Origin of the sequence: Nonomuraea sp. NPDC049607 (assembly GCF_040675375.1) — a bacterium.
GTDB lineage: Bacteria > Actinomycetota > Actinomycetes > Streptosporangiales > Streptosporangiaceae > Nonomuraea.
The window spans coordinates 127,592-147,874 of the sequence record NZ_JBFAOV010000024.1 but is presented as its reverse complement, the minus strand read 5'-3'; the positions used below and the strand labels follow the sequence as shown (position 1 = coordinate 147,874).

At 73.2% G+C, this 20,283-nt stretch carries 13 protein-coding genes; 4 read left to right on the top strand and 9 right to left on the bottom strand.

The window, feature by feature from the left end; genetic code table 11:
• Together AB0J97_RS35865 and AB0J97_RS35860 are read left to right on the top strand one after the other, a co-directional pair.
• Positions 1 to 1,383 (top strand): alpha/beta fold hydrolase (locus tag AB0J97_RS35865; protein ID WP_364097272.1); only part of this gene is annotated, 1,383 nt, incomplete at its 5' end.
• The gene (locus AB0J97_RS35860) at positions 1,364 to 2,632 is read left to right on the top strand and encodes an MFS transporter (protein WP_357707344.1); all 1,269 of its coding nucleotides are present in this window, start codon (positions 1,364 to 1,366) and stop codon (positions 2,630 to 2,632) included. The genes AB0J97_RS35865 and AB0J97_RS35860, both read left to right, overlap by 20 nt.
• Here the strand turns inward: AB0J97_RS35860 and AB0J97_RS35855 are convergent.
• From AB0J97_RS35855 to AB0J97_RS35835, 5 genes are all read right to left on the bottom strand, one after another.
• Positions 2,601 to 3,620, bottom strand: a complete 1,020-nt coding sequence (locus AB0J97_RS35855) for an LLM class F420-dependent oxidoreductase (RefSeq protein WP_357707342.1) — start codon at positions 3,618 to 3,620, stop codon at positions 2,601 to 2,603. The two genes, AB0J97_RS35860 and AB0J97_RS35855, sit on opposite strands and share 32 nt — an antisense overlap.
• Positions 3,599 to 4,333, bottom strand: coding sequence for an alpha/beta fold hydrolase (locus AB0J97_RS35850; protein ID WP_364097268.1), 735 nt, complete (start codon positions 4,331 to 4,333; stop codon positions 3,599 to 3,601). The genes AB0J97_RS35855 and AB0J97_RS35850 overlap by 22 nt, the downstream gene beginning before the upstream one ends.
• Positions 4,330 to 8,334: an amino acid adenylation domain-containing protein gene (locus AB0J97_RS35845; protein ID WP_364097265.1), complete on the bottom strand. Its 4,005-nt coding sequence runs from the start codon at positions 8,332 to 8,334 to the stop codon at positions 4,330 to 4,332. Before AB0J97_RS35845 ends, AB0J97_RS35850 begins: the two co-directional genes overlap by 4 nt.
• Positions 8,331 to 8,642 (bottom strand): acyl carrier protein, encoded by a 312-nt coding sequence (locus AB0J97_RS35840; protein ID WP_357707339.1) that lies wholly within the window; start codon positions 8,640 to 8,642, stop codon positions 8,331 to 8,333. The genes AB0J97_RS35845 and AB0J97_RS35840 overlap by 4 nt, the downstream gene beginning before the upstream one ends.
• A gap of 246 nt (positions 8,643 to 8,888) precedes the next feature.
• On the bottom strand, positions 8,889 to 10,034 hold the full coding sequence (locus tag AB0J97_RS35835; RefSeq protein ID WP_364097262.1) for a serine hydrolase domain-containing protein: 1,146 nt from the start codon (positions 10,032 to 10,034) through the stop codon (positions 8,889 to 8,891).
• Positions 10,035 to 10,159: 125 nt separating this feature from the next.
• Here AB0J97_RS35835 and AB0J97_RS35830 point away from each other — a divergent pair, with 125 nt between their 5' ends.
• On the top strand, positions 10,160 to 13,291 hold the full coding sequence (locus AB0J97_RS35830; protein WP_364097259.1) for a BTAD domain-containing putative transcriptional regulator: 3,132 nt from the start codon (positions 10,160 to 10,162) through the stop codon (positions 13,289 to 13,291).
• A gap of 42 nt (positions 13,292 to 13,333) precedes the next feature.
• Entirely contained in the window at positions 13,334 to 13,816 is a 483-nt protein-coding gene (locus AB0J97_RS35825; RefSeq protein ID WP_364097256.1) for a DUF5946 family protein, read from the top strand.
• Positions 13,817 to 13,961: 145 nt separating this feature from the next.
• Here AB0J97_RS35825 and AB0J97_RS35820 read toward each other — a convergent pair whose 3' ends face one another.
• The 4 genes from AB0J97_RS35820 to AB0J97_RS35805 form a co-directional block, all read right to left on the bottom strand.
• Complete coding sequence (locus AB0J97_RS35820; RefSeq protein ID WP_364097253.1) at positions 13,962 to 16,934, bottom strand: BTAD domain-containing putative transcriptional regulator; 2,973 nt, start codon at positions 16,932 to 16,934, stop codon at positions 13,962 to 13,964.
• Positions 16,935 to 17,102: 168 nt separating this feature from the next.
• On the bottom strand, positions 17,103 to 18,341 hold the full coding sequence (locus AB0J97_RS35815; RefSeq protein ID WP_364097250.1) for an MFS transporter: 1,239 nt from the start codon (positions 18,339 to 18,341) through the stop codon (positions 17,103 to 17,105).
• A 1-nt stretch (position 18,342) separates the two neighbouring features.
• A complete protein-coding gene (locus tag AB0J97_RS35810) occupies positions 18,343 to 18,927 on the bottom strand; it encodes a winged helix-turn-helix domain-containing protein (protein ID WP_364097247.1) in 585 nt (194 codons plus the stop codon).
• 72 nt (positions 18,928 to 18,999) lie between these two features.
• Entirely contained in the window at positions 19,000 to 20,283 is a 1,284-nt protein-coding gene (locus tag AB0J97_RS35805; protein ID WP_364097244.1) for a Zn-dependent hydrolase, read from the bottom strand.

Sequence of the window (20,283 nt, the reverse complement as noted above, 5' to 3'; positions counted from 1 at the left end):
CTCTACAGAACCGGCGACCTCGCCCGCTGGCTCCCCACCGGCGAACTCGAATACCTCGGCCGCACCGACCACCAGGTCAAGATCCGCGGCATGCGCGTCGAACCCGGCGAGATCGAGGCCGTCCTGCGCGCACAACCGGGGGTCCGGGACGCGGCCGTCACGGCGTACGAGCACAGCCTGGTCGGCTACGTCGTCGGCGAGGTGCCCGACCTCCAGGACGTCCTGCCCGAGCACCTGATCCCGCGCCGGTGGGTGCGCCTGGACAGCCTTCCGCTCACCCGCAGCGGCAAGCTGGACCGGGCCGCGCTGCCCCGGCCGGAGGCGGCGAGCGGCCGGCCGTACGTGCCGCCGCGCGACGAGGTGGAGGCGCGCCTCGCCACGCTCTACGAAGAGGTGCTGAAGGTGCCCGCGGCCGGCATCCTGGACGACTTCTTCGAGCTCGGCGGCCACTCGCTGAGCGCCCTGCGGCTGGCCGCCCGCATCCGCCAGGAACTGGGACGGAACCTGCCGGTGGGCACCGTCCTGACCGCGCCGACGATCAGCGCGCTGGCCAGGGTGCTGCGCCAGCCCGAGGACCTGGCGCCGCCGAGCCACGTCGTGCCGCTCAACCCGGACGGCGACCGCACGCCGATCTTCTTCATCCACGCGCTCGGCGGCCAGGTCTTCCGCTACCACCCGATGGCCCGCCGCCTCGGCCCCGACCAGCCGGTGTACGCCATCGCCGCGCGCGGGCTCGTGCCCGGCGAGGAGCCGCACGCCACGCTCGCCGAGATGGCCGACGCCTACGTGGCCGACCTGCTGGAGGTGCGGCCGAAGGGGCCGTACGTGCTGGGCGGGTTCTGCATCGGCGGCAACATCGCGCTGGAGGTGGCCAGGCGGCTGCGCGAACGCGGCGAGCAGGTGCCGCTGGTCGTGCTGCTCTACGCCAACGCCGAGGAGCCCGTGGCCGAGGCGTCGCTGGAGGACGACACGGTCCTGCTGTTCCACGCGCTGGCCGGCGGTCCCGAGGAGACCCTCGGGCTCGACCCGGCCGAACTCGCCGCCCAGTCGCCGGAGGAGCGGCTGCTGACGGTCATGGGCGCCGCCTCGGCCGCCGACCGGCTGGCGCCCGACACCGCCGAGGTCGAGCAGGCGCGCCGCTACCTGGCCGTCTTCCGGGCCAACGCGCACGCCGTCGGCGGTTACCGGCACGAGCCCTACGACGGCGACGTCGCGCTCTTCGCGCCCACGCGCGAGGACGGCAGCTGGTCCTCCGTCGCCAAGGGACGGCTCGCGCACTACGCGATCCCCGAGGAACGCGTCCCCATCCTGTACGAACCCCTGGTCGCCGGAGCGGCCACCGAGATCAGAAGGTGGATGGATCATGGCATCCCCGACCAGTGAGCGAACGAGCCTCTGGAAGCACCCCGACTTCCTGCGGCTGTGGGCGGGCCAGAGCCTGTCCCAGTTCGGCTCGGCCATCAGCCTCTTCGCGTTCCCGGTGATCGCGGTCACCGTCCTGAACGCCTCCGAGGCCGAGATGGGCGTCGTCGGCTTCCTGCTGCGGCTCCCGATGGTGTTCTTCCTCCTGTTCGGCGTGCTGGCCGACCGGGTGCGCAAGCGTCCCATCCTCATCTGGACGGACGTGGCGCGCTTCGTGCTGCTGATGCTGATCCCCGTCGCGTGGTTCGCCGACATGCTCACGCTGGGCTGGATCTACGGCGTCATCTTCGCCCTCGGGCTGCTCAGCACGCTCTTCCAGACGGCCTACCGCAGCTACTTCCCGTTCCTGGTGCCGCGGGAGAACTTCCTGGAGGGCAACTCCAAGCTGCAGCTGACCGAGTCGACCGCCCAGACGTTCGGGCCGGGCCTGGCCGCGGCGCTGCTGAAGGTGCTCGCCGCGCCCGCGCTGCTGATCATCGACGCGGTGTCGTACCTGGCCTCGGCGATCGCGGTGGCGCTGATCAAGCGGCCCGAAGCCCGTCCCGAGCCGGACGACACCACCCCCGGGCAGGTGCACAAGGCGATCTGGCAGGGCATGGGCTGGGTGATGCGGCACGAGCTGATCCGGCCGCTGGCCATCTCCTCGGCCGTGTACTCGCTGTTCATCCTGGGCTCGATGAACTCGATCTACGCCCTGTACGTGATCCGCGACCTGGGCGTGCCCGCGGCCTGGTTCGGCAGCATCCTGGCCGGCGGCGGCGTGGGCGCGATCATCGGTGCGCTGATCGCCGTCAAGGTGATGCGGCGCTACGCGATCGGCAAGGTGCTGGTGTGGTCGATGGTGTACGGCAACCTGGCGCTCTTCCTCATCCCGCTGGCCATCGGGCCGGTCTGGGCCTCGGTGGCCATGCTGGTCGTCGCGCAGCTCGTCAGCGGCGTCAGCTCGCAGATCTTCTTCGTCACCAACACCACGCTGGTGCAGACGATCACCCCGCCGCACCTGCAGGGCCGCGTGGTGGCGTCGATCTACTCGCTGGGCCTGATCCCCGCCCCGCTGGGGGCGCTGGGCGCCGGCCTGCTGGCCGGCGCCCTGGGGACGCGGACGACGCTGTGGGTGGTCATCGCGATCGGCGCGCTGGTGCCGATCGCGGCGATGGCCTGGTCCCCGCTGGCCAAGCTCATCGGGATGCCGGCGCCAGACCAGCAATGAGCCGCAGCTGACGGCTGCGCAGCCGCCGGGTGGGCGTGACCAGGCCGACGATCAGCGTGGTCGCGCCCGCCTCCTGGTAGGCCGCCATCCGCTCGCGCACCTTGCCCGCCGGACCGCACATGGTCATCGCGTCGACGAGCGCGTCCGGCAGCAGCGCCATGGCCTCGCCCTGCCGCCCGTCCAGGAAGGCTTCCTGCATGCGGGCGGCCTCCTGCTCGAAGCCGAGCGTGGCGGCCAGGCGGTTGTAGAAGTTGGTACGGCGCGAGCCCATGCCGCCGAGGTAGAGGGCGAGCATGGGCCGCATCATGTCGTAGGCCAGCTCCTGGTCCTCCTCGACGAGCGTGAGCACCATGGGCGCGATGTCGAGGTCGGCGCCGTTCAGGTGCTTGGCCATCCGGGCCAGGTGGTCGGGCGGGAAGTGGATGGCCAGCCAGCCGTCGGCGAGCTCGCCGGCCAGCGCGACGTTCTTGGGGCCCATCGCGGCCAGGTAGACCGGCAGCCGTTCCTGCACCGGCGAGACGGCAAGCGTCAGCTCCTTGCCCTCGCTGCCGGGCAGGGGCAGCGTCATCGTGTCCCCGTCGTGCCGCACCGGCTCGCCCTGCAGCGCCTTGCGCACCACCTGGAGGTAGTCGCGGGCGCGGGCCAGCGGCCGTTCGAAGCGTTCGCCGTGCCAGCCCTCGACGACCTGGGGGCCGGACAGGCCCACGCCCAGCCGGGCGCGGCCGCCGGAGAGCTGGTCGAGGGTGGCCGCCGTCATCGCGGCGACCACGGGCTTGCGTCCCGTCATCTGGAGCACGCCGGTGCCCAGGGCGATGCGCTCGGTCTGGCCGGCGATCCAGGCCAGCAGGCTGGCCGGGTCGGTCCCGTAGGTCTCGGCCGCCCACACGGACGAATAGCCCAGGGCCTCCGCCTCCCGTACCAGCGCCAGGTGGTCGGCCGGGCCGAGGCCCGCGCCGCCCCAGTAGCTCATGCTGTAACCGAGGCGCATCCCATCTCCTCAACGATCGCGGCGGCCAGGGCGTCCGGAGTCTCCTCGGCCAGCCAGTGGGTGGAGTCGAGCTCCTTCAACGCGGGCGGCTGCGCGCTCTGCCGCCGCCAGCCCAGCAGGCCGCCCCGGGTCAGCGAGGCGTCGCGGGCGCCGTACAGGACGGAGATCGGCACCGGCAGCGGCGGCCCGGGCCGGTGGTGATAGCCGGCCAGCAGCCCGAAGTCGGCGCGCAGCGCCGGTTCCAGCACCGGCCAGAGCGCCTCCCGGTCGGCCAGTTCCGGCGGGACGCCGCCGAGCTCGATCAGCTGCTCCCAGAACAGCCACGACGGCAGCGACGGCAGGCGGCGCAGCAGCAGGGTCACGTCCGGCGCGGCGAACGAGCTCACGACCAGCCGTTCCGGACGCCCGCCCAGCTCGACCACGCGACGGCAGACGAGAAAGGCCAGCAGCGCCCCGCTGCAGTAGCCGAACAGCGTGTACGGCTCCCGCCACCCGGCGAGCTCGCGCGCCAGGTCGTCGACCAGCCCGTCGAGGTCGGTCCGCGGCTCTTCGGCGAGCCTGGCCTGACGTCCCGGCAGGTTGACCGACCACAGCCCCACCCCGGACGGGAAGTGCCCGGCGAGCTCGCCGAGCGAGGCCGGGCCGCCGCCCGCGTGCGGAAAGGCGACCAGCGCCCGCTCCCCCTCCTTGACCTGGACGAACCACGGCGTCATAGGGCGTCCCCCAGATGTAGGGCCAGTTCGGCCGGCGTCGGATGGTCGAACACGGCCCGTACCGAGACGGCCCGCCCCGCCAGCTCCTCCAGCGGGCCGATCAGCCGGACGGCCAGCACGGAGTGGCCGCCGTTGAGGAAGAAGTTGTCGTGCGGGCCGAGGCCGGGCCGCTTGAGCGCGTCCCGCCACAGCGCCACCACCTGCTGGACCAGCCCGTCGCCGGCCTCCCGCGCCGGGGCGCCGTCCTCGGCGGGCACCACCAGCTCGCGGTAGGCGATCTTCCCGTTGGCGGTGGTGGGCAGCCTGTCGGTGACGATGTACCGGGTGGGGACGGCGTAGTCGGGCAGCCGCGTCCTGGCGAAGCGCCACAGCTCCTCCTCGGCGGCCTGGCCGGTGACCTCGACGAAGGCGGCGAGCCGTCCGTCGGTCTGGGGGTCGCCGTCGAGGATCACCGCGGCCGTGCGCACCGCGTCGTGCTCGTGCAGTGCCGCCTCGACCTCGCCGAGCTCGATGCGGTGGCCGCGCAGCTTGATCTGCCGGTCGTCGCGGCCCAGGAGCTCCAGCGTGCCGTCGTGGCGGATGCGCGCGCGGTCGCCGGTCCGGTAGAACCGGCCGTACCGGTCGTGGTGGCCGAAGCGCTCGGCCGTCAGCTCGGGCCGGTCGAGGTAGCCCGCGCTCACCCCCGCACCCGCGACGCACAGCTCGCCCGGCACGCCCGGCGGCAGCTCGCGGCCCGCGGCGTCGGTGACGAAGATCTGGGTGTTGGCCAGCGGCTCGCCCGCCGGGACCGGGTCGAGCGGCGGCTCGCGCAGCTCGGCGGCGGTGGACCAGATGGTGGTCTCCGTCGGCCCGTAGACGTTGAAGACCCGGCAGCCCAGCTCCAGCAGGTCCCTGGCCAGGGCGGCGGGCATCGGCTCGCCGCCGCACAGCACCGTGCGTCCGGCCAGCTCCCGCCCGGCTTCCGGCGCGATCAGCCGCCACGCGGTCGGCGTGGCCTGCACGACCTGGACGCCGGTCGCGGCGATCAGCTCCAGGAACCTGCCCGGCTGGAGCTGGTCCTCGTCCGAGGCCACCACCACGGTGCCGCCGGAGGCCAGCGGCAACAGCAGTTCCAGCCAGGAGATGTCGAAGGAGGTGGTGGTGGACCACAGGACGCTCGTGGGCGCGCCCAGCCGGTCGGCGAAGTCGAGCACGAGGTTCGTCAGGTTCCCGTGCGTGACGCGCACGCCCTTGGGCCGTCCGGTGGAGCCGGAGGTGTAGATGACGTAGGCGATCTCTCCGTACTCGGCGGGTCCGGGTTGTCCGAGCGTGCCGGGCATCGGCACGACCGGCGTCTCCCCCGCCCAGTCCGGCCGGCCCGCCGTGACGACCAGCCGCGCGCCCGAGTCGGCCACCTGGAAGGCGAGGCGCGACTCCGGTTGCCGCACGTCCAGCGGCAGGAACGCCGCTCCCGCCTGCCACACGCCGAGCACCGCCGCCACCAGGTCCGCCGAGCGCCCCAAGCCCAGGGCGACGACGTCGCCGTGCCGGATCCCGCGTTCGCGCAGCAGGTCGCGGACCGCGGCCGCGCGCCCCAGCAGCTCGTCGTAGGCGACCTCGCGCCCGTCCTCGCGCACCGCGACGGCCGGGCCCGGCAGGATGCGCTCGGCCAGGGTGCCGGCCCAGGCGCGGTGGGTGTCGTTGACCCGGTCGAGCAGCGCCCGGTCCGCCGGGGAGAGCACGTCCGGCACCCGGCCGCGGGCCGCCTGCCGCACCACCGCGCACATCCTGGCCGTGAACGCCTCGATCTCGTCCTCGTCGTGCACCTCGGTGCTGTGCACCATGCGGACGGTGAGCCGGTCCGGCTCCTGGATGACGTTGCACTGCATGTCCAGGCGGCTGCGGTCGATCAGGTTGTCGACGTACCCGGGCACCTCGCCCTGGACGTGCACCTTCTCGTCGCTCCAGGGCCGGTAGTTGAACATGTGCCGGAACAGCGGGACCCGCCAGTCGTCCGTGCCGTGCCCGCGGCGGGTCAGCACCGCCTCCACCGAGGCTCCGGCGTGCTCGACGCCCTCCGCGAACGCCTCCTCCACGCGCCTGGCGACCTGCTCGAAGTCGTCGTCCAGCTCGACGTGGACGCGCAGCGGCAGTGTGCTCACCGCGTAGCCGACGCGTCTGTGCTCCTCGCCCGTCTTCGTGCTGACCGGCATGCCGATCACCAGGTCCGGGCCTGCGCCGTGCCCGCGCAGCGTCAGCAGGAAGGCGGTGGCCAGCACGATGTTGCCGGTGGTGCGCAGCGTGGTGCGCAGCTCGTCCAGGGCCGCCACCGTCTCGGCGTCGACCAGCCACGAGCAGGTGTGCCCGGCGAACGTCGGACGGCCCGGCGAGTGCCTGCTCCCCGGCAGCACCATGGCCGCCGGGTCGAGGCCGTCGAGCCGGTCCAGCCAGTAGCCGATCGACTCCTCCGGCGGCTCCCCCGGCTCCAGCATCGGCGCGGGCCCCGCCAGCTCGGGGGGCAGCGAGCCGTGCCCGGTCTGGCTGTCGTAGAAGCGGCCCAGCTCCTCCACCAGGAGCTGCATGGAGGTGCCGTCGATGACGATGTGGTGGCCGGCCAGGCACACCACGGTTCCCGCGCCGTCGGGCAGGGTGAAGTGGCCCACCCTGATGAGCAGGTCGCGGCCCAGGTTGAAGGGCTCGTCCAGGAACGACTGGAGGTCGGCGACCAGCGTCTCCTCGGTCGTGGCCCGCGTCTCGACCTTCAGCTGGGCGTCCTGGGGGGCCACCAGGTGCCGGACGGGGGCCCCGTCCACCACGGGGAACCGCAGGCGCAACGCCGGATGCCGCTTGACCAGCCGGTTCGCCGCGATCTGCAGCGGCAGCCTGCGCAGCGGCGTGTCGAACCTGAGCGCCACCGCCAGGTTGGAGACGCCGCTGTCCGGCGCGAGCTGCTCCAGGACCCAGAACGAGTACGGCACCGCCGACAGCGGGCGCGGCTCCTCCACGGAGGCGGGCAGCTCCGGCTGCGGCCTCGGGATGGGGACGCGTTGCAGCGGGTGATCGGGGTCGAGCGCGGCCCAGTCCACCCGGCCGCCGCCCGTCCAGAACCTGGCCACGGCGGCCAGCAGCCCCGCGAGATCGTCGCCTGCCCGGACCTCGGCTACGGCGGTCGCTCCCGCGAGGTCGTCATCTGCCCGGACCTCGGCTCCACCGGTCGTTCCCGCGAGGGCGGCGAGCGCCTCTTCCGGCGCGGGGTGCCCAGCGAGGAGCTCCGGGGCCGGGACCTCCGTGAGCACGCCCCAGGCGGCCAGGGTGGCGGCCAGCCCGTAGGCGGCGGCGAACTCGCGTGACAGCTCGGCGCCGCGCGCCGCGAAGACCTCTTCGCACACGTCCACGGCCTCGGTGAACACCCGCTCCACGCCGTACAGGCCGGACGCCTCGGCGGAGAGGGCCAGGCGGACCGGCCCCTGCTCGTAGGCGTGCTCCCGGCCCAGCGTGGAGGCTGCCTCCGCGGCGCTCCGGCAGACCACCGCGCCTCTGACGGGGTGGTGGACGCGCCCCTGCTGCAGGGTTCCCACGACGTCGGCGAAGCGGTCCTCCGGCAGCCCGGCGAGGAAGCCGGCCAGGCTCCGCCGCACCGACTCGGCCTCCTCGCGGGTACGGCCGGACCACACCACGACCCGCGGACGGCCGTCGCCCGGGGCGTGCACCTGCGAAAAGCCGTCCTCGACCGCCAGGTCGTCGGGCCAGATCACCCGGTGCACCAGGTCGCCGTCGAGCAACGCCCGGTCGAGCAGCCGCAGGACCAGGGTGCCGCGCAGCGTGCCCGGCGGCAGCTCGCCGGCGTCGGTCACGGCCAGCTCGCACTCCCCGGCCAGCAGCGCCGCGCACGCCTTGCCCACTCCGCCGTACGTCCGGACGACCTGCGCCCCCGGATCGTGCCCGGCCTCCTCGGCCGCCCCGGCCTCCAGCGGGAAGCGCCCCACCGCGATCACCGCGACGGGCTGTTCGTGTGAGGTCACCGACCTTCCTCGCGAATCCTGGCGCGCACGTCGCGGCGGCTGCCGCCCAGCGGACGGCGACGGGCGCCGTCCTGCCTGGCGGGGGCGGGCGCCTGGCCCTGCGCGATCAGGTGCGAGAGGGCCCGCAGGTTCGGGTGGGTGAACATGGCGGTGACCGGCAGGCTCAGACCGAGCTCGCCGGTGATCTCCTCGTGCAGCTCGACCAGGGCGAGCGAGTCGAACCCGGCTTCAAAGAAATTGAGATCGGGATCGAGAGCGCGGCCTAACCTGCGCTCCACAAGAGATGCAACCGCGTCGGCCTGGGTCATCCGGCGTCCTTCGTCTCGCCTGCGATCGGACGGGATCACCGTCCGCCTGCCAGCATCCTTCCCGAGCGCCGCAATGGACCACAAGCCCGTATTTATCGGGATTTCGGACACGCAAAAAGTGTGCGACGCCGCTCCACCGGTTCCGACCGGCGTACGAGCACGCGCCGGGTACGGACGCTCGCCCGCCGTACACGCCCCCGAAGGGCGGCGCCTGATTTCCGGCGCCCCCCTTCGGTCCGTCGTGGCTCAGGCGCCGACGGAGACGCCGAACTCCGCCTCGACGAGCTGGAACATGACGTCCCACGTCTTCCACTCGGTGTTGGTGTGGACGGCGATGGTGTGCCGGCCGTCGGAGGTGCCGATCACGAGGAGCCAGGACCCCCAGAGGCTGCCGCCGACGCCGCGCAACGTCCGTCCGCCGGTCGCCTCCGGGTCGAGCTCGAACAGGCCGAGGCCGTAACGCGCGTACGGCATCCAGTGGCTGCCCTCGGTCGGGACGGTGGTCCACATCTGCCGGTGTTGTGCGGGCGGCAGCAGGCTCCCGGTGGACATCGCGTCGAGGAAGCGGATCATGTCGCCGGTCGTGGAGACGACGTTGCCGGCCGACCAGCCCAGGGAGGTGTTGAACTCGGTGACGTCCAGGGGCGGCAGGCCGGGCTCCTCCATCATCGACTCCCAGTTCTCAGGGGTGATCGTCGACGGGTCGACGCCGTCCTTGAAGAACATGGTGGAGTAGGCGCGCGGGTGCGGGGCGGGGTAGCCGGTGTCGTCGAGGGGGCGCACCCGGGTGTGGGTCAGGCCGAGCGGCCGGATGACCCGGCGGTCGACCTCCTGCTCGTAGGTGCTGCCGGTGACCTTCTCGATGACGGCCCCGGCGATGTGGAAGCCGCCGTTGGAGTAGGCGAACCGTTCGCCGGGTTCGCCGACCGGAGGCTGGGAGGTCGCCACCCTCAGCAGCTCGCCGGTGGTGAAGGCGTCGAAGCGGTGCCGGAGGATCCCGGAGCGGGTGGCGTAACGGTGGCTGACCTCGGGCGCCAGGCCCGTGGGGAACAGGCCGCTGGTGTTGCTGAGCAGGTGCCGGATGGTGATCTTGTCGCCGTCGTAGCCGTTGGCGTCCAAGACGCCCGGCAGCCACGTGTGCACCGGGTCGTCGAGGCCCAGCCTGCCCTCGGCCTCCAGGCTCAGCAGTACGGCGGCGGTGAACGCCTTGCCGCTGCTGCCCGTGTGCACGTGCTCGCCCGGCCGGCGTGCGGCGCCGGTTCTCAGGTCGGCCACGCCGGCGGTGGCGAACCAGGTCCGGTCGCCGTCCTTGACCTCGGCGACGATGCCGGGGATGCCGGCCTCGGCCACCGCCCGGTCGAGCACCCGCTGAACTCTTTCGCGCGTTGCCATCGCACTGCCCTTCTGTGGTCTGTCCTGTACGCCCTCCACAGTGCCGACCAGCGCTTCCATGCCTCTTAGATCGCTCTTTCAGCCGACATCGCACTGCTTTCGACGACGTCGTACCCTTGGCCCTTGTGCGGATCGAGGTGCTGGGACCGGTTCGGGCCTTCACCCGTGACGGCGCGCCCGTCGACGCCGGCGGCGTGATGGTGCGCGCGCTGCTGGCCCGGCTGGCGCTGGCCGGAGGCGGGACCGTGCCGGCCGGCACCCTCGTCGACGACCTGTGGGGCGCGCGCGGGGGCACCGTCAACGCGCTGCACGGCCTGGTGCACCGGCTGCGCAAGGCGCTGGGCGAGGCCGGGGTCCTGGAGTGGACGGGCGGCGGATACCTCCTGCACGTGCGCGCCGAGGACGTCGACGCCTGCCGTTTCGAGGACAGGGCCAGGCGCGGCGGTCGCGAGCTGGCCTCGGGCTCCGCGCGGCGAGCAGGCTCGCTGCTGGAGGAGGCGCTGGCGCTGTGGCGGGGAGAGGCGCTGGCCGACGTGCGCGACGCCCCCTTCGCCGGTACGGCGGCGCCGCGCCTTGAGGAGTTGCGCGTCGCGGCCGTCGAGGACCGGTTCGAGGCGCAGCTGCGCCTGGGACGCCACGACGACGTCCTGGCCGACATGGCGGCCATGGCCGCCGCCCACCCGTTGCGTGAACGGCTGGCCGGGCTGCGCATGCGCGCCCTGCACGCGGCGGGCCGACGGTCCGACGCGCTGGCCGTGTTCGAGCAGGTCCGCGGCACGCTCGCCGAGGAACTGGGGGTCGACCCGTCCGAGAGGCTGCGCGACACGCACCTGGCCGTGCTGCGCGGCGAGCCGGAGCGCCGCGAGCCGGACCGGACCCGGCCGCAGGCGGCGCGGGGACGGCTGCCGGCCCCGCTGACCAGCTTCGTCGGCCGGGCGGACGAACTGGGACTGCTGACCGGTTCGCTGGAGACCTCCCGGCTGGTCACCGTCGTGGGGCCGGGAGGGGTGGGCAAGACCCGGCTGGCGATCGAGGCGGCGAGCCGCCATCGAGCCCGTCAGCGGGGCCGCGTCTGGCTCGTCCTGCTGGCCGGGGTGACCACGGCCGGCGGGCTGCCCGAGGCGGTGCTGGGCACGCTCGGCCCCGCCGGCGTGCAGCCTTCCGGCACGCCTCTGGAGCGGGTGGTCGACCTGCTGGCCGGCGGCGAGGGCGTGCTGGTGCTCGACAACTGCGAGCAGATCGCCGGCCCCGTCGCGGAGTTCGCCGGGCACCTGCTGGAGCGCCTGCCGTACCTGACCGTCCTGGCCACGAGCCGGGAACCGCTGGAGGTGATGGGCGAGGCACTGTGCCGGCTGGGCCCGCTCGGCCTGCCGCCGGCACACGCGGACGCCGCCCAGGCCGCCGGGTCGGACGCGGTGCGCCTGTTCCGCGATCGCGCGACGGCCGTCCAGCCCGGCTTCGCCCTGGACGCCGCCGGCACGGCCGCGGTCGTGGACATCGTGCGCCGGCTGGACGGGCTGCCCCTGGCCCTCGAACTGGCCGCCGCGCGGCTGCGGACCATGAGCGCCGAGCAGGTCGCCAGGCGGCTGGACGACCGCTTCCGGCTGCTCAGCACCGGCAACCGGGCCGCGCAGCCCCGCCAGCAGACCCTCCACGCGGTCATCGAATGGAGCTGGGACCTCCTCACCGACCAGGAACGCGTGCTCGCCCGCCGGATCTCGATCTTCCCGGGGCCCACCGGGACGGCCGCGATCGAGGCGGTCTGCTCCGACGGGACGCTGCTCCCTGCCGTCGAGGTCGCCGATCTGCTGGACTCCCTGGTCGGCAAGTCGATCGTGGAGCGGTCCGGCGACGCGTACCGGATGCTGGAGACCATTCGCGCCCATTCGGCCGGCAAGCTTCGCCAGGCGGGCGAGGCCGAGGCCGTCCTGCGTGGGTTCGTCCGGCACTTCGCCGATCTGGCCGCGGGGCACGAGCGGTCGTTGCGCTCGGAAGGGCAGGCGGAGTCGCTGCGGCTGTTCCAGGCCGAACACGACAACCTGGTGTTCGCCCTGCACACGGCCATCGACGCCGCCGACGCCCACACGGCCGCCCGGCTCCTCGGCCCGCTGTACTGGTACTGGGTCGTGCTCCGCTACGACGCCCGGGCCGGCTCCTACGTCGCCAAGGTGGCCGCGTTCGGCGACGCGCTGCCCGCCGACGCCCGGGCCGCGTTCACCGCGATCCACCTGGTGGCCGGCGAGGGCGGGCCGATCCAGGACCCCGAGCGCCTGCGCGCGCTCGTCGACGACTGCGCGCGCACGGGCGCGCTGCGACGCCATCCGATGCTGCTGACCGTCGTGCTGCCCATGGCGGCGGTGATCGGGCCGCAGGAGCTGGTCGACCGGGAGATCGCCCGCGTGCGCGACGGCTCGGACCGCTGGGCGACCGCCTGCACCCTCATGATCGAAGCCATGCGTCACCGGCAGCGGGGCGACCGGGCGAACTCCGCGACCGCGATGGCGGCGGCGCTGCGCGCGTTCGAGGAGACGGGGGACCGATGGTGGACGGCCAAGGCCCTGTACGGGCTGGCGCAGATCCACGCCGTCGGCGGCGAACACGACCAGGCGATCGCCGCCTACGAGCGCACCATCGCGATCGCCGCCGACCTCGGCTCGCAGGACGAGGTCTCGGCCCGGCTCGGGCTCGCCGCCGAACGCATGCGCACCGGCGACCTCACCGGCGCCGGGCACGACATCGAAGCCGCCGAACGGGCGGCCTGGGAGCGAGGTCAGCCCGTCCTGGAGATCGACGTCCTGGGCAGGCGGGCCGAGCTGTGCCGCCGCCGCGGCGACGTCGAACGGGCCGGCCGGGAGCTCGACCGCATCGAGACGCTCGCCCGCCAGGCCCGCATCGCCCCGGAGACGACCGCGAACCTGCTGACGCCCGCCAGGATGTCGAACCTCCTCACCGCCGGGGAGGCCGCGGCCGCGCGGGCGTTGCTGCCCGGGGCCGTCCGGGCCGCGCGGGCGACCATGGACGTCCCCTCGGCCGCTCATCTCCTGGCCCGGCTGCTGTTCCTGGAGGACGACCCGGCCGGCGCGGCCACCGCGCTCGGCCTGAGCCAGGCCATCCGCGGCACCTTCGACCACGGCGACATCGAACTGCGCACTTTGGCGGACACGCTCGCGTCCCGTCTCGGTCGTCCCGCCTACGACACCGCCTACCAGCAGGGCGCCGCCTTGCCTCCTGACGAGGCCGCCGACCGGCTGAGGTAATCTCGTCGACAATGTCCTTCCTGGCCGCCTATCGTGCGGATCATGGCGGACAGCCCTGACGTGGGTCGGTGTGAGTGCGGCGCGGCCGCAGGCCCGTTGGGCACCTGCGTGGACTACTACCACGCCGTCCTCGCCGAAGAACAGGCCGATGCTCGGATGTACAGATGGCACCCGCTGGTGGTCTGTGCGTTTCTCCTGCAGCATCCTTCCAGGGCTCACCCGAGGCATCTCGACGGCCAGTTCCGCCAACTGCAGCTCTACGTCGATCAGGGTCTTGACGCGCTGCTTCGCGTGGGGGCCCGTCAGGTGGCGCGGAACAAGCACGGAGGGCACCAGGACGTGGAGCTGTTGGCAGCGTACGCGCCGCTCCCCCCGGGCGGACCGCCCGCGTCCTTCCGTGCCACCTTCTGCGGCCTCCCGGCCGGGGACGGCAGTTTCGTGTCCGATGGGCATCCGGCATACGGCCACCGCATCGAGACCATCGCCGAGGCGACCGTGGAGTCCTGGAGATCCGTCCAGGACTGACCGGGGGTGCGCGTCGGGACGTCGCCGCTTGTTGGTCATGATGGGTGGCCGAGCAGCCCAGTCACGAAGTGGTGGCCGGAGGGGAGTTCGGCGAGGGGCAGGCGTCCTCGGCGGTCTTCGGGATCAAGTGGCGACCGCCCGGCGGTCACGTCCCTTCGCCGGGACGGGCGGGCGGGGGCGACAGGTGGGTGCGGACGCGGGCCAGCACGGCGAGGGCCCGCTGCTCCCACACCGCGTCGCCGGTCTGGGACAGCAGCGACAGCGCCTGCTGCACCGAGCTGTGCGCCTCGCCGACGCGCCCGGCGTCGCAGCACAGTTCCGCCAGGACGACGCGGCACCGCCCGGACAGGGTCCGCTCCCCGCATCGCTGGGCGAGGGCGAAGGACTGTTCGACCGTGCCGACCGCCTGGTCGTACCGGCCCTCCCGGTGCTGGACCATGCCGATGCCGAGGAGGGCGGCGGCCTCGGCGAGCCGGTCGCGGCCCAGCCTGGCCTCCTCCAGCGCCAGCGAGAAGTGCATCTCCGCGCGTTCCAGATCGTCGTCGCCCAGGTACAGGTTGCCCTGCTGCTGCCGGATCCGTACCTCGACGAGCCGGCAGCCGACCTCCCAGACCAGCCGCAGCGCGTTCTCCAGCAGCTTCCCGGCCCGGTCGCGGTCGCCGCGGTCGATCATGATCCCGGCCAGCCGGCACAGGACGTCGGCCTCGGTGACCGGGTCGTCGAGGTCGCGGAGCAGGGCGACCGACTCCTCGTACCGGCTGACCGCCAGGTCGGAGTGTCCGCGCAAGTGGTCCAGGGCGCCGAGGTGGCGCAGGCCCAGGGCACGGCCGTGGGCCTCGCCGACCTCGGTGAACACTCGCATCGCGAGGCCGAGGTGGGCGCGCGCCTCGTCGAAGCGTTGTTGTTCGAGGGCCAGCACGCCCAGCGAGTACAACATCGCCGCCTCGCCGCGACGGTTGTTCTGCGCGCGGCAGGCCTCCAGCGCCGCCTCGTGCGTGGAGCGCCAGTCGTCCCAGGCGCACCGTGACTGGAGGAACGGCACGACGGTCAGGGACAGGTCCCAGCTGGTCTCCGGATATCCGTGGGTGGCCGCCTGCCGGGCCGCGGTCGTGATCGCGGCGTGTTCCTGGCCGAACCACTCGGCCGGTTCGGCCAGCAGCTGGTCCACCAGGTCCTCGGGCAGGGCCCAGCGCGGGGTCCGGCCGTGGATGCGCGCGTAGTCGCCGCCGTGCTCGCGCCGGTGCGCCTGCTCGGCCAGCGTCAGCCACGCGGCGAGGGCGCGGCCCAAAGCGGCGTGCTGCTCGTCCTCCGGTTCGGCGGCCAGCAGCTCGCGTGCGTAGAGCAGCACCCGATCCGGCATGGCGTAGCGGGAGAAGACGCCGTGCCCGCGGACCACGTCGATCAGGTGGGCGTCGACCAGGATCTCCAGGGCGGCGCTGTGGTGCCCCTCGCCGAGCAGCGGCGCGGCGATCCAGACCGGGAAGTCCTGGACGGTGAGCACGCCCAGCAGCCGGAACAGCCGGCGGGCGGGCGCGGGCAGCCGTTCGTACGTCGAGGCCAGGCTGTCCCGCACGCTGAGCGTGCCGTAGCTGAGCTCGTCGAGCCGGTGTTCCCCGGCCGAGAGCAGGTCGACCAGCTGGGCCACCGACCAGTGCGGCCGCCCGGCCAGCCTGGCGGCCACGATGCACAGGGCCAGCGGCAGCCGTCCGCACAGGGTGACCAGCTCCAGCGCGGCGGTCGGCTCGGCGAGGATGCGCGCCTGGCCCACCACGTTCGTCAGCAGGTCGATGGCGTCCTGGAGGCTCAGCGGGTCCACTTCGACGACGTCGGCGCCGCGGATGCCGGCGAGCCGCCACCGGCTGGTGATGATCAGGCCGCAGGAGCTGGAGCCGGGCAGCAGCGTGGCCACCTGGGCGTCGTCGGCCGCGTCGTCGAGCATGATGAGGATGCGGCGGTCGGCGATGCGGCTGCGGAACAGGGCCGCGCGTTCCTCCACCGACTCCGGGAGCAGGTAGCCGGGCACGCCGAGCATGGCGAGCATGCGCTCCAGCGCGCGGTGGGCGGTGATCGGCATGCCCTTCTCGCTGAGCGACAGGTAGAGCTGGCCGTCGGGGTAGGCGTCGTAGAGCTGGTGGGCGATGTGCACGCCCAGGGCCGTCTTGCCGACGCCGGGCGGCCCGGTGAGCACGGCCACGGGCGGGGTGTGCGGCCGTTCACCGTGCGACACGACGGCGGCGAGCTTGGCGTGCAGGCGGCTGACGTACGTCTGCCGTCCGACGTAGTGCGGGCTGTCGGTCGGCAACGTCCGGGGCGCGACGTACGGCGCCGACACGGTGCTGAAGGCGGCCGGCGGGGCGTGCGGGGAGACCGGCGGCGCGGGCGCCGGCGGCGGGGCGCTCGCCGCGGCGCCGTCGGTGAGGATGACCCGTTCGGCGGTCCGCAGTTCCTGGCCGGGTTCCAGTCCGAGCTCGTCGATCAGCCGGCTGCGGACCACCTGGAACTGCGACAGCGCCTCGGCCTGCCGGCCGGAGCGGTAGAGCGCGATCATGAGCAGGCTCCAGAGCCGCTCGCGCAGCGGGTGGCTCTCCGCCCTGGCGGTCAGCTCGTGCAGCACCTGATGGTGGTGGCCCAGTTCCAGTTCGAGCTCGAAGCGCTGCTCCAGGACGTCCAGGCGGCGTTCGGCCAGCCGGGCCGCGGCGGCCTCGACCAGTTCGCCCTCGACACCGGCCAGGGGCTCCCCCTGCCACAGTGCCAGGGCCCGGCGCAACGCCTCGGCGGCGGCTTCGGTGTCGGAGCGTGCCCTGGCCGCGGCGGCCTCCTGCACGAGCCGGTCGAAGATGTGCAGGTCGACGCTGTCTGCGGGGGCGAGCAGCTGGTAGCCGGGCGCCTTGGTCACGATCCGCGCGGGCAGCGCCGCCCGTCTCAGCAGCCGCCGCAGGCCGGAGATGCAGGTGTAGATCTGGCTGCGGACGGTCGAGGGAGGCGCGTCCGACCAGACCGCTTCGATGAGACGGTCGACCGACACCACGTGGTTGACGTCGAGCAGCAGCATCGCGAGCACGGCGCGGTGCCGGGGGGCGGTGATCTCGACGGGTGCTCCGTCGGTGGTGATCTGCACTGGCCCGAGAATCCTGAAGTGCACGCCGCCGCCCCATCCGTCCACATATCTCGATTCCTATCGATGAGATATCACATGGAGGTGAAAATCGCGCCTAACAGAGGAAAGGCAGGCTAAACAGTGCACTAGCGGCAAATTCGGTTACTGATTAATGCCGGTCGAAAAACATCACTGCCGCAGGATTTCGGTCTGCGGCCTGCGGGCCGGGCGCAACGCGAAGTAGGCCACCGCGCCGGAGGCCAGGTACAGCACGGCCTGCACGTTGAGGACGAGCACCACGTCGAGCACGTCGCCGAGCACGCCGGCCGCCGCCATGCCCAGCCCTTGTGAGGCGTTGTAGACCACGTAGAACGCGCCGAAGGCCCGTCCCAGATCGCTGTCGGACACGCTTTGCTGGATCTGCGCGAACGCGCCGCTGTTGTACGCGATTCCGGGCACGCCGATCAGGATGAAAAGCACGACATAAATCTCGACCTGACGCGAGAGCGCCGGGCCGTTCCAGATGGTCAGACTCAGCAGGCCGAACGAGACGGCGCCCAGGCTCATCAGCAACCAGGGGCTCAGGCGCGCGCCGAGCAGGCCGACGATGAGCCCGCCCGCCACACCGCCGATCGCCTGGACACCGCGCAGCACGCCGGTGAGCGTGCCGTCGGCGTGCAGCGCGCGGCTGACGAAGACGACGAAGAGCACCACGAACAGGCCCTGTGCGACGCCGCCCAGCGCCACGCTCTGGAACGTCGCCCGGACGCCGCGGTTGCGCATCATCGTCACCAGGCCGGACCGCCAGTTCGCGAAGAACGACGCGGCGCCGCCGTCCGTGGCCGGTTCGGCGGCGTCGTACCGGGCCGTCCGGCGGGCGACCGCGATCAGGGCGGCGGCCGTCACGAACGCCACGGCGGCGCCGATCGCCAGGTACCGGGTTCCCTCCCGGGTGATCGCGAAGCCGCCCAGCGAGCTGCCGATCAGGCGTCCCGCGCTGGTGTTGAGCGCGACCATGCTGTTGGCGCGCACCAGGTGCGCGGCCTCGACCAGCCGGGGCAGGGCGGCGTTGCGGGCCGAGTCGAACGTCTGGGTCAGCACCGCCTGGGCGCCGGCGACCACGCAGATGATCCACAGGCGGTGACCCGGCTCGCCCACCAGCGGCAGCACCACCCCCGCCTGCACCACCGCGACGCCGCTCATCAGCCGGAACCGGTCGAAGCGGTCGGCGAGCGCCCCGGCGAACGATCCCAGGGTGATGCCGCACAACAGCTCGACGAGGAACACGGCGGAGGTGACCAGCGCCGAGCCGGTGACGCCGAAGACGTAGATGGGCAACCCGGTGATCAGCAGCCAGCTCGCCACGCTCGACGCGAGCCCGGCGATCCAGATGAGGACGAATCCGCGGTGACGCAGCAGCATCAACATGTCAGATGAATTCCGGTGTGGGATAGGCCTGCAGGCTCAGGCTGACCGGCAGGGCGTCACCCGGCGCCCCGTCGCGCACCGGGCGCAGGTACGGCCTGATGACGGCGTCCAGCGTCAGGGTGAGGTGCCGCAGTTCCTCGGGGGTCAGCGAGAGCGTGTAGTTGTGGAAGGTCGCGCTCTCCCGCCACTGGTCGGGCAGCTTGTGCTGCTGTCGCTGGTAGTGCTGGAGCGACCGGAACACCTCGTCCAGCTCCAGCGAGGTCAGCGCGTCGTTGACCTGGCGGCCCTGCTCGTCCCCCGGCTCGGGCAGGAACTCCAGGCCGGTGGCGGCGGCGCGCCACGGCCGGTCGCGCCGGTTGGCGCCCTGCGCGGGCGCGCGCTCGATCAACCCGTGGCGGGCGAGCTGGTGCAGGTGGTAGCTGCAGTTGGAGCCGGTGTCGCCGAGCGCCTCGGCGCACTGCGCCGCCGTTCGCGGGCCGGCCGCCAGCAGGTAGCGCAGCAGGCGCAGCCGTAGGGGATGGGCGAGCGCGCGCAGCTTGGTGGGGTCCTGTACGCGTACGCGCCGTTCCGGACTGGTCGGTTCCATGGACACTCCCGTACGAAAGACTTCTTTCGTTGATACCCCCTCAGAGCCAGTTTTCACAAGACTTCTTGTGAATCAGTGGATCGCGCCTCGCCGGCACAGCTCCCACGCGGCCCGCAACAGCACGTCGCCGCCCGCCACCAGCTCCCGGTCGCCGGTGTGCTCGTCGGGCGCGTGGCTGACCCCGCCGACGCTGGGCACGAAGATCATGCCGATCGGCGCGGCCGCGGCCATGATCTGCGCGTCGTGACCGGCGCCGCTGGCCACCGTCCGGTTCGGCAGGTCCAGCCCGGAGCTGGCCCGCGCGATCACCCGCCGCAGGCCCGCGTCGGTGGCGACCGGCGTCGCGCGCATCACCGGGTCCAGTTCGATCGTCGTGCCGGTCAGGGTGGCGATCCGCTCCGCCACGGCACGCAGCGCCACCTCGGCGGCGGCCAGGCGGTCCTTGTCGGTGTCGCGGAGCTCGGCCGTCATCCGGACCTCGCCGGCGATCACGTTGGGCACGTTCGGCGTGGGGTTCAGCGCGCCCACCGTCGCGACCTGGCACGCGCCGGAGCGGGCGAGCTCCTCGACGGCGAGCACGACCCGCGCGGCGGCGGCCATGGCGTCGCGGCGCAGGTCCATGGGCGTCGTCCCGGCGTGGCCCTGCCGGCCGTGCACCCGCGCCTCGAACAGGGTGCGGCCGACGATGCTGGTCACCACCCCGATCGGGACCCCGGCGCGCTCCAGGACCGGGCCCTGCTCGATGTGCAGCTCCAGGAACGCGCCGATCGAGCCGTCGGGCCACGCGGCGTCGGCGACCCGATCCAGGTCACCGCCGGCCTCGCGCAACGGCCCGGCGATCGAGACGCCGTCGCGGTCCACCGCCCGCCGCGGGTCGCACAGGTCGCCGGTCAGGGCCATCGAGCCCCAGAACGCCTGCGGGAAGCGGGCGCCCTCCTCGTTGGTGAAGGCCACCACGACCGGCTCCCAGCTCAGCGGCTCGTCCCGGCCGGCCAGGACGCGCAGCGTCTCCAGCGCCGCGACCACCCCGTACGCGCCGTCCAGCCGCCCGCCGTGCACCACGCTGTCGAGGTGCGAGCCCATCAGCAACACCGGGCCCGCGGTGCGCCGGCGGCGGCGTACCACCAGGTTCCCCGCCGGATCGACGGCCGCCGCGAGGCCCGCCGCCTCGGCTCTGCCGATGAGGTGGCGGCGCGCGTCGGCGTCGGCGCGGCTGAAGCCGGGACGGGACACCCCGCCCCGGTCGTCGGCGCCGAAGCGGGCCAGTTCCGCGAGGTCGCGCAGCAGGCGGGGACCGTCGACCCTCGGGACGTCCGCCACGACCGTTGCGCGCGACTCGGTCACCGAAGAGCTCAT